Source organism: Schaedlerella sp., assembly GCF_056796775.1.
Genome location: NZ_JBQIKP010000034.1, coordinates 45,019 through 54,185, shown reverse-complemented (window position 1 = coordinate 54,185; position 9,167 = coordinate 45,019). Strand labels below are relative to the sequence as shown.

Genomic DNA, 9,167 nt, shown 5'->3' with positions numbered 1-9,167 from the left:
TCGCCCAACTGCTCGCTGTTTTTGAAATGGACATAGGCACGATACCCAGCCGGGTCAAACCCATTCCATTCTGTCAGGGCAGCTTTAGAGATAATGATAGCACAGGCATTCGCTTCTTTTTCATTTACGCTTTCCATAATGCCGGTAACGACATAATCGCCATGAAAACTCTCTGTATCTAAAGTCACAGTGTCCCCAATTCTGGCATTGTTTCCATAGGTGGAAAGAAAGTATTCGCTTACAACAACTTCATTTGCTTTTTCAGGAACCCGGCCCTCTAATAACTCCATCTGCGCCTTGGTAATCTCCATCATTTGCGCGTCACAATACACATAGGACGCATGATAGCCCTGTTCCGAAAGTTCCTCACCGAGCATATAGTAGCCGCCTACGCGCTCAAACTCCGGCAGTCCTTTCAGGGTTTCAATGTCGTTTTCCTCTACGCCCATCCAAACCGCCTCATAAGTATCGACAACCTGATTGCGCTGCATTTGTATCAGAGAAGTAGACACAATTCCCGTAAAACAGATCAGAAACGCCGCCAGCGCAACGGCGATCACCACCATCAGATTCCGGCGCTTCTCGCTTTGTAAACTTTTCTTTGCCAGCTTCTTTGTAATGGCGCTGGTATCATTTTCAAAAGGCCATGTCATAGCCTGCCACCTCCTTATTCCACAATCTTGCCATCCTCAATGCGGATAATCCGATCTGCAAGGCGGGCAATGTCATTGTTGTGGGTAATCATTACGACAGTTTGCCGGAACTCCGCGCTGGTGCGTTTGATAAGCCCCAGCACCTCGGCGCTGGTCTTGCTGTCAAGGTTGCCGGTCGGCTCGTCGGCCAGCACGATAGCCGGTTTGGTAATCAGGGCGCGGGCAATCGCCACACGCTGCTGCTGGCCGCCGGAGAGATTGTTCGGCATATTTTTCAGTTTATCTTCCAGCCCCAGCAGGTGAACGATCTCGTCCAAAAACTTCTGATCCACCGTGTCCCCGTCCAATTCCACCGGCAGGACGATGTTCTCATACACATTCAGGATGGGAACAAGGTTATAGTTCTGGAAGATAAAGCCGATGTTGCGGCGGCGGAAGATGGTGAGCTGTTCGTCGTTCTTCTTTGCCAGTTCTTCGCCTCGGACAATCACGGTTCCGCTGGTGGGAGTGTCCAGCCCGCCCATCATGTGAAGCAGGGTAGACTTGCCACTGCCGGAGGTTCCCACAACGGCCACAAATTCGCCCTCGTCTACGGAGAAGTTCACGCCGTCAAGGGCGCGGGTAATGTTCGGCTCTGCACCGTAATGCTTTTTTAGGTCAATCGTCTGTAAAATGCTCATATTCAAAACTCCTTTCAAGGCTTTCTGCCTGTTGATAAGGGTATTGTAAAACCCAAATGTCCGCGAAATGTTACAGCGGCCCAAAAAATTCATTGAAAATCGGGGTGAAATGTTACAACGCTCGGACATTTCAGCCGAAAACCTGCCACTGGCAGCTTTATCGGCACACTACTGCGAAAATTTTTATGACAATTCCCGTATTTGATCTACCAGAGATTGTTTTTTTATCTGCCGAATTGCCAAATACGAGAAAAGCATTTGGACGACAAGCATCAGTATAAAATAACTGAACATTTCAACTGTCGGAAAATGATAGCTTACGTTTCCAAAAATACTCATTGCACTAAAGACGGCGCAGAGAAGATACCCGATAAGAGTTCCGCATGATATGGAAAGAAGCAGCACCCCTAATGTATAGAACAAGCCCTCTATCAATAACGTTTTTGAAAGCTGTTTACTGCTCAAACCAACCGCTTGCAAAACACCCAATTCTCGCTTCCGTGTCAAGATGTTTGTTATCAGTGTGTTTAGCAGATTGATAATGCCAAAAACCCCGATAAACATAACAAAAATGTAAACTGGCATACGATAATTCCATAGTTTTTCGTTGTATGCCTCTACCCAATCATTCAAGGTACTAACATAGAAGCTGGAAGTCGGTGGAATTATCTTTTGGATTTCATCTTTTGCAGCTGCCCATTTACTGTCATCTGTATCTACAATAAATTGATAATCGAGGTTTTCAACAGGAACGATTTTTGACAGCATTTCTAAAGGAATAAATAGCGTATCATATCCGCCATACGGGATATTAGCGTCCACAATTCCCATTACTTTTACTACCAATGTTTGTCCGCCAGCTTCAATCAGAAGTTCGTCCCCAATCGCTGCATCCCACCCAAAAGTTTCTTTCCACTGTGGGCCATTTTCAATAATAATGCCATTATTATTCAGTAGTTCCTGCAAATCCGCTGTACCATCAATCAAATATTCTTCAAGCAATTTTTGAGAGCCTGGCATATATGCGTCTGAAACAATCGGTTCAATATCTCCCGTTGGCATACGAACATTCAAAACGGTGCCTTGGTATTCTTTTATTTCTTCCACACCATCTATGTCCAAAATGGATTCTCTAAAATCTTCTGTGAGCAGATTCGATTTTTGGAGTTCTGAATATTGTTCGCTGTTATGTGCCTGCGGCCCGTAATCGCCTAATTCAAGGCGAATTTCTCCGTAAGGAAAACTCCTACGCGCCATCGCTAAAGGATCAATGGAATTAAAATATGCAGAGCTTGCCATCAGCAAAATTCCACATACCCCTAACGACAGGAGCGTTAAAGCGGTTTTCTTTCTGTTCCTTGCAAAATTAAGGAAAGCTAAATTTTTCGCGGATAGAGAACGATGTAACACTTTTGTACTGTTGGACATTACATCATTATTGCCCGCCATATAACGGACTGCTTCAATAGGCGTAACGTGAGCAGCAATTTTGGCTGGCTTAATTACAGCAATCATAACGCATAGATACACAAACAGAGCTGTAACAGCGGCAATTACAAATACCATTAAAGTGTTCCAGCCTTGTGGGACAAGGACATATCCCGCTATTGCACCGGCTAATATTCCAATCGGAATACCAATTCTGGAAAGATGGAATCCCTCTCTAAAAACGATTTTTTTCATCTGTTTTCCAGTTGCCCCTATTGTCCGCAGTTTCCCATATTCTTTTGTTTTTCTGGCTATGGACACATAGAACAGACTGTAAATAACAAGGGTACAAGACAAAGCGATAATAATACTGATAAATGCTATTACAGCGATATATTGACTGCTTCTCTGTTCAATGAGAGAAAAATAATATGTTGAAAACTGCATTTGCTCCGGCTGTATTTCCAATTCTCTGCACAATGTTGATAATTCAGCTTGTATAGCGGCCTTAGACCAACCATCAGATTCATTCAAACGGATATAAGCGGAGTATGCCGGTTCGCTGATCTTGTTTTCAATATAGGACTGTGACACGAATACGGAATAATTTGAATTTTCGACAGGCAAAATACCACATAAGGTATAATCTTTTTCTCCATCTCCCAGATTTAACGATATCGTATCGCCTATGGATTTGGACAATCCAGCTCTGTCAAGAAACGCCTTTGTGATAGCAATTTCATTTGTAGATTTGGGCAATTCTCCCTCTAAATCAGGATATTTTGCTAATTTCATCAGCGTTTCGTCCATTGAACGAACGGTTAATTTGTAGTCCCCATAAGATACTAAACCCAATAAATGACTTACACCCACTTGAATCCTATCGTCATTTACTAATTTCGTAATGGTATCATTATCGACTTCATTGATAATTGCCTGATAACGCCCAGCCGCATCATTTAATGATTTTCGCTGCGAAGCAAAAAAATACAAGGTCGTTGTCATTATCAAACAGGCAGCTAAGGCAATCGTAATGATAATGAGGATGTTTCTGCTTTTATCTGCTTTTAAGTTTCGTTTTGCCAACTTTTTTGTAATGGCGCTTGTATCGTTTTCAAAAGGCCATGTCATAGTTGTATCACCTCCATATTTGATAAGGCTATTGTAAAACCCAAATGTCCGCGAAATGTTACAGCGGCCAAAAAATTTCATTGAAAATCGGGGTGAAATGTTACAAAGCTCGGACATTTCAAAAAAATTTCCACCTGTACGGTTGCAATCCGAAGTCACATTTTTATGCAATTTATTGCAATGAAAATGCGACTGCGGATTAGCATCCAACCGTACAGATGGAAAAATTTCTATTTATCCTTATTATTTTCTTGTTTCTTTTTATCCCGATATTTCCGTATGAGTTTATTACGGATAGGAACAACAACACCGATCAAAAGCACTACTGCTAAAATTGTGAAATCCATACAATCACCTCACATTTCTTTCTTCTTCATAATCCGAATGGACAAGATGATGGAAACCGTATACATCACGACAATAGCAAAAACTGCAAGGAAAACGAGAAGGATCGGGGAAGATTCAATGACTGAAATAATTGAGTTTCCGATAGCCGGCATTTTAGAGAGAAGAAGTAAAGTCACCAAAAAACCGGCCACTGGGATATACATAAATACCCGGCCTTTGATTGAACCGTACTTGTAATATCCCGGAATCTGGAACACCGTATAGAGTGCAAATAAGAATACTCCTGCAATAGCGGCAGTCACAATGTCAAATACACCAACTGTTTCACCCAGCACTTTCAAGACAAGCGGCTGTACAATCAAAGAAATAATCAGGGAAAGAAGCCCCATTGCAAGGACGAAAACATATCGTCCGATTACAAGCTCGCTTTTACGAACAGGTAAAATACCAAACAGACGATCCATGCTGTTTTTTTCTGTGATGGAAAAGGGATATCCCGTTGTCATGGCAATAAAGCACATAGCGAATGATACCCCTGTCAGCAAAGAACGGTTGATTGCAGCAAACACAATCGGCAGGAGCAGGGTAAAGCAAATTGTCTTAAAATATGGTTTTACCAATGCAATATCTAATTTTGTGGATTTCAAAATATTACTCATAATCGTCACCTTTCTTGCTTGTAAATACTACAATTTCATCAATAGTGGCAGGCTCAACGGTCATGTTTGAAAAACCGCTAATATCTTCAGTTTTCATCAGAGCTTCAAATCCCGTAGGGAATGTACGAATACCAGCCGCCTTATTTTTCAGATCATCGGACAGTTCTTCGATTCCACCTTTTACAATGCGGAATATATCTACAAAATCATCTTTGCTACCAGTAAAGAACAGCTCGCCATAACTGATGTAGGTAATATAATCGGCTGCGCGCTCCAAATCGCCTGTGATATGGGTGGAGAACAAAACACTATGCTCGCCATCTTCAATATACTCTGAAAGAATTTTCAAAAGTTCATCTCTGGAAACCGGATCAAGTCCACTGGTAGGCTCGTCGAGAATCAGCAGTTTAGCGTCGTATGAAAATGCACAGGCAAGCATTAACTTCATCTGCATACCTTTGGAAAGCTCTTTTACCTTTTTGGTGGGTGCAATGTGAAATTTCCGCAACATATCCGCAAATTTCTGCCTGCTCCAATTTGGATAAAATACCGAAATGGATTTTTCAACCTGCGACACTTTCCAATCATCACTGAAATAATTTGTATCGAAAACAACGCCCAGCTCTGATTTTACTTTTTGTTCTTCTGTGATATGATCCAGCCCCATCACTTTGACTGTGCCGCCGGTGCGCCCCAGCATATTCAAAATCAGTTTGATTGTCGTCGTTTTGCCAGAACCATTCGGACCGATCAAGCCCATAATATAGCCCTTTGGCAAAGTAAAGCTGATATTGTGAAGCTGAAAGGAATCAAAAGATTTTGAAAGGTTCGTTACCTCTAAATAATTAGTCATCTGTTTTTACCTCCGTTAAAATGTCCAAAAGCCGATGTAATTCCTCTGTGGATAGATTTGCCATTTTTGCTGCTTTTATTGCTTCGGTAAGATTGTTTTCTACTTTGCAAATAAGCTGCTCCTTAATCAGTTCTGAACCAGACCCCATTACGAAACATCCGCGTCCCTGCACATTTTTAACAAAGCCTTCTTGTTCTAATTCTGTGTATGCCTTTGTCACTGTTAAGACACTGATTTTTAAGTCTTTGGCAAGTGTTCTAAGAGAGGGCAAAGTTTCTTCGGCTTGAAGCTCGCCAGATAAAATAGCCGCCTTGATCTGCTGTTTAATCTGCTCGTATATGGGGACGCCAGATACATTTGAAATAATCAGTTTCATTGCTGTATCCTCCGTGTGTTTTAAGTGTTATACTGTTATGCATAATAGTATAACACAAAGAAAAAATAATGTCAATGAATGGATGTTTGTATTGTCAAGGTTCAAGAAAATATAACGGAAATAAAATACTACTTTACATCAAATTTCATTACATCCTCATAATCTGACATGAAATGTACAATGATATAGGGTGATATGAGAAGGAACCAAGATGAAAGAAGGTTTGACTTTCATGGCCTCGGGACGGCACTCAAACGAGCCAGAGAAGAAAAGGGCTGGACACAAGCCTACGTTGCGGAATTCGTAGACCGTGACTCCCGTACCGTTATGAATATTGAGAACAAAGGTCAGTATCTCAGCTTCGACCTTTATGTCATTTAACAACTTGTTCGGGTTTCATCACGGCAAATTTAAAAAGCAAGATTTGTTCTATATTGGCTTTTCGCGCAAATTCGGTTTTTGTTGCTCCGGGACAAAGCAAAGTGATTTTTATTCCTGTATGTCTGTATTCTCCATAAAGTGCCCTTGATTTTGCCAGCATATTGTTTTATCATAGTGTACATGGAATCAATCTCCTTTGCTCTGGTAGGACTTTTAGCCGCTGCCGATTATTGATTATATGTGCATTATAGTGCGTTAGCAAGGAGATTGGCTCTTTTTTGGTTGTGGTCGAAGATCTGCGCTATGAATTGCCTGGAAAATGATGTGAAGCTGGTTTATGAGATTGTTGAAGGACAAAGGATATAAGCAGGTATCCCTGTCCGTACAGAAAGCAAATTATGCTGTAAAAATGTATAGAAAAGCCGGGTTTGAAGCAGTGGATGAAAAGGAAGAGGAATACATCATGGCCTGCCGATTGCAGGGGAGAGACTTATGGTGATACAAGAAATCGACAAAGTAAAATTCAGGCTCAGAACACCTCGTGATCTCACATGGATCAAAAAGTACGGAACCGTATTTTCTGTGATTGACACGACTGGTTCAGGATGCATCTGTTTTGGTGTGGAAGATGAAAATGACAGGTATTTCATCAAAGTGGCAGGCGTGGATACTGTGGATGCGGAAATCTCGCCGGAGGAGTCGGTGGAAATCCTGAAAAATGCCGCAGGCCTGTATCAGACCTTAAAGCATCCCAGCCTGGCAGAGCTGATCGAGCATTATCCGGTTTCTGACTATTATGCGGTAGTGTTTCGATGGGCTGAGGGCGGCTGCCTGTTCGATTACTGGAATTTTGAGAAATACGGCAGGAACCCGGGGCTGACCAGCCCTGCGGAGAGGTTCAAAGGCCTGCCGTCCGAGCGGAAGCTTTCTGCGGTAGAATGCCTTTTCTCTTTTTTGGAAACCGTTGCGGCTAACCAATATGTGGCTGTGGATTTTTACGATGGGAGTCTGATCTATGATTTTGAGACAGACAAGATGACAATCTGTGATATTGATCTGTTCCGGAAGCAGCCTGCCCGCAATGATATGGGAGAGGCATACTGGGGGACAAAAAGACTGAAAGCTCCGGAAGAGTATATCCTGGGGGCCGTGATTGATGAGACGACCAATGTATTTACATTAGGGGCGCTGATCTTCGATTTCTTTGGAAAGTATACCCGGGAGGAAATTGAAAGGAGATATACGGAAAATCGATTTCTGCCATGCGATGCAGAAAATTGGACATTGGACAGAGACTTATATATCTCGGTGCGAAAGGCTGTTGAGCCTGACAGGACAAAAAGGTACAAGACGATCTCTGATTTCCGAAGAGCATTTATACGGCAGGAATGACAGAGATACGAGATTGAGTATGATCTACATTTTTATATTCGGCAAGGCACCATTTGAAGCAGGGACTGCGGGAATAAAAAAATTCCTTTGATTTCCTTTCTTTGATTATCATTCAGAACAAAAATGCCGAAATATCATAAGAAGGCATCAGCCTTTTCAACAAAAAAGGTATTTACCATACCGGAAAGGAGATGACATTATGGCAGTTGGTTCAGTATCCAGTTATAGTCCTATGTTTAACTATCAGGGCTGGGTTGACAATGCAAACTCTCGGACAGAAGCTTTGTCGGAGCAGATTGGTTACGATCCTGCAGAGAGTACGGATAAGACATCAAGTTCCAGCAGTACTTCAAGCACAAATAAGACATCCAGCAGCTACAGCAACAGCAGCGCTGCTACGAGCGCGTCTTCATTTTTGCTGAATTATAAGCAGTCCCTTATGGATCTGGAGTCCGCTTCTCAGAAGCTGCAGGTTGGCGCCAAGGACAATGTGTTCTCAAAGTATGAGAGTGCTGTTTCGGCATTATCCAAAGCAGGAACCGAGGACGAGAGAAAAGCAGCGCAGGCAAAGGTGGATAAGGCACAGGAAGATATCATATCCGCAATCACTGATTTCGCGGATAAGTACAACAATACAATATCTTTCCTTGAGAGCAATTCAAACCGCAGTGCGGGCGCAGCGCGTCAGCTGGAATCTCTGAAGAGATCCCTTCCGACCGAAAATGCAATGAAAAAAGCACTGGGAATGAGCCTCAGTACCACCGGCAGGCTCCAGGTGGATAAGGACGAATTAAAGAAGTCGCTGGATCGAGGCTATGATCTTGCAAAGGACGTGATGGGCGGCCAGTATGGCATTGCGCAGCGTACCGGTTCAAAAGCAAGCACAATCCTGGATTCATCAATTGACACTGTAGTGGGGAGTTCTAAGACACAATCTTCTTCGACATCTAAGGACAAGAATTCTTCCGCGGCAGGTGTTGACTTCTCCGATCTCTCATCGGATGATTCTATGTCCGCATACTTTACATCTTTTGCAAGCTTTGCAAAGAGCGGAGCTTACAACCTCAGCAATTATTATGCGGTTGGTATGCTTCTGAATACTTTGGTATAGGGATGTGGAATCAAAAACCCACGTAAATGATGAGTTTGCGTGGGTTTTTCATATACAAAAACTGCAATGATGAGAGACTTTATCTGCAGATCGGATCAAAGCATAACCGTATCAGCAGGAAAGGGACGAAGTGTTCAAAGGTGTTCAAGCGACAA

General features: G+C 42.6%; 8 protein-coding genes and 2 pseudogenes. 4 read left to right on the top strand and 6 right to left on the bottom strand.

The genetic code is table 11. The features are described from left to right. From ACTOY7_RS14975 to ACTOY7_RS14950, 6 genes are all read right to left on the bottom strand, one after another. The coding region (locus tag ACTOY7_RS14975) for an ABC transporter permease (protein WP_482672707.1) at window positions 1-653 on the bottom strand (653 nt) is incomplete at its 3' end. Window positions 654-667: 14 nt separating this feature from the next. Beyond that, window positions 668-1,333 (bottom strand): ABC transporter ATP-binding protein, encoded by a 666-nt coding sequence (locus ACTOY7_RS14970; RefSeq protein WP_016222139.1) that lies wholly within the window; start codon window positions 1,331-1,333, stop codon window positions 668-670. Between the two features lie 183 nt (window positions 1,334-1,516). Then, window positions 1,517-3,892, bottom strand: a complete 2,376-nt coding sequence (locus tag ACTOY7_RS14965; RefSeq protein WP_482672706.1) for an ABC transporter permease — start codon at window positions 3,890-3,892, stop codon at window positions 1,517-1,519. Between the two features lie 356 nt (window positions 3,893-4,248). Continuing rightward, entirely contained in the window at window positions 4,249-4,899 is a 651-nt protein-coding gene (locus tag ACTOY7_RS14960; protein ID WP_160281642.1) for an ABC-2 transporter permease, read from the bottom strand. Next, window positions 4,892-5,752 (bottom strand): ABC transporter ATP-binding protein, encoded by an 861-nt coding sequence (locus ACTOY7_RS14955; RefSeq protein ID WP_160281641.1) that lies wholly within the window; start codon window positions 5,750-5,752, stop codon window positions 4,892-4,894. The genes ACTOY7_RS14960 and ACTOY7_RS14955 overlap by 8 nt, the downstream gene beginning before the upstream one ends. Continuing rightward, window positions 5,745-6,128, bottom strand: a complete 384-nt coding sequence (locus ACTOY7_RS14950; protein ID WP_482672476.1) for a GntR family transcriptional regulator — start codon at window positions 6,126-6,128, stop codon at window positions 5,745-5,747. The genes ACTOY7_RS14955 and ACTOY7_RS14950 overlap by 8 nt, the downstream gene beginning before the upstream one ends. 195 nt (window positions 6,129-6,323) lie before the next feature. Between ACTOY7_RS14950 and ACTOY7_RS14945 the strand changes: the two are divergent. The 4 genes and pseudogenes from ACTOY7_RS14945 to ACTOY7_RS14930 form a co-directional block, all read left to right on the top strand. Continuing rightward, a pseudogene (locus ACTOY7_RS14945) lies at window positions 6,324-6,503 on the top strand (helix-turn-helix transcriptional regulator); the annotation flags it as partial. A 343-nt stretch (window positions 6,504-6,846) separates the two neighbouring features. Then, window positions 6,847-7,008 (top strand): annotated as a pseudogene (locus ACTOY7_RS14940) (GNAT family N-acetyltransferase); the annotation flags it as partial. Continuing rightward, entirely contained in the window at window positions 7,002-7,901 is a 900-nt protein-coding gene (locus tag ACTOY7_RS14935) for a protein kinase family protein (protein WP_482672293.1), read from the top strand. The pseudogene ACTOY7_RS14940 and the gene ACTOY7_RS14935, both read left to right, overlap by 7 nt. Before the next feature lie 199 nt (window positions 7,902-8,100). Beyond that, window positions 8,101-9,012 (top strand): hypothetical protein, encoded by a 912-nt coding sequence (locus ACTOY7_RS14930; protein WP_160281637.1) that lies wholly within the window; start codon window positions 8,101-8,103, stop codon window positions 9,010-9,012. Window positions 9,013-9,167 lie beyond the last annotated feature (155 nt).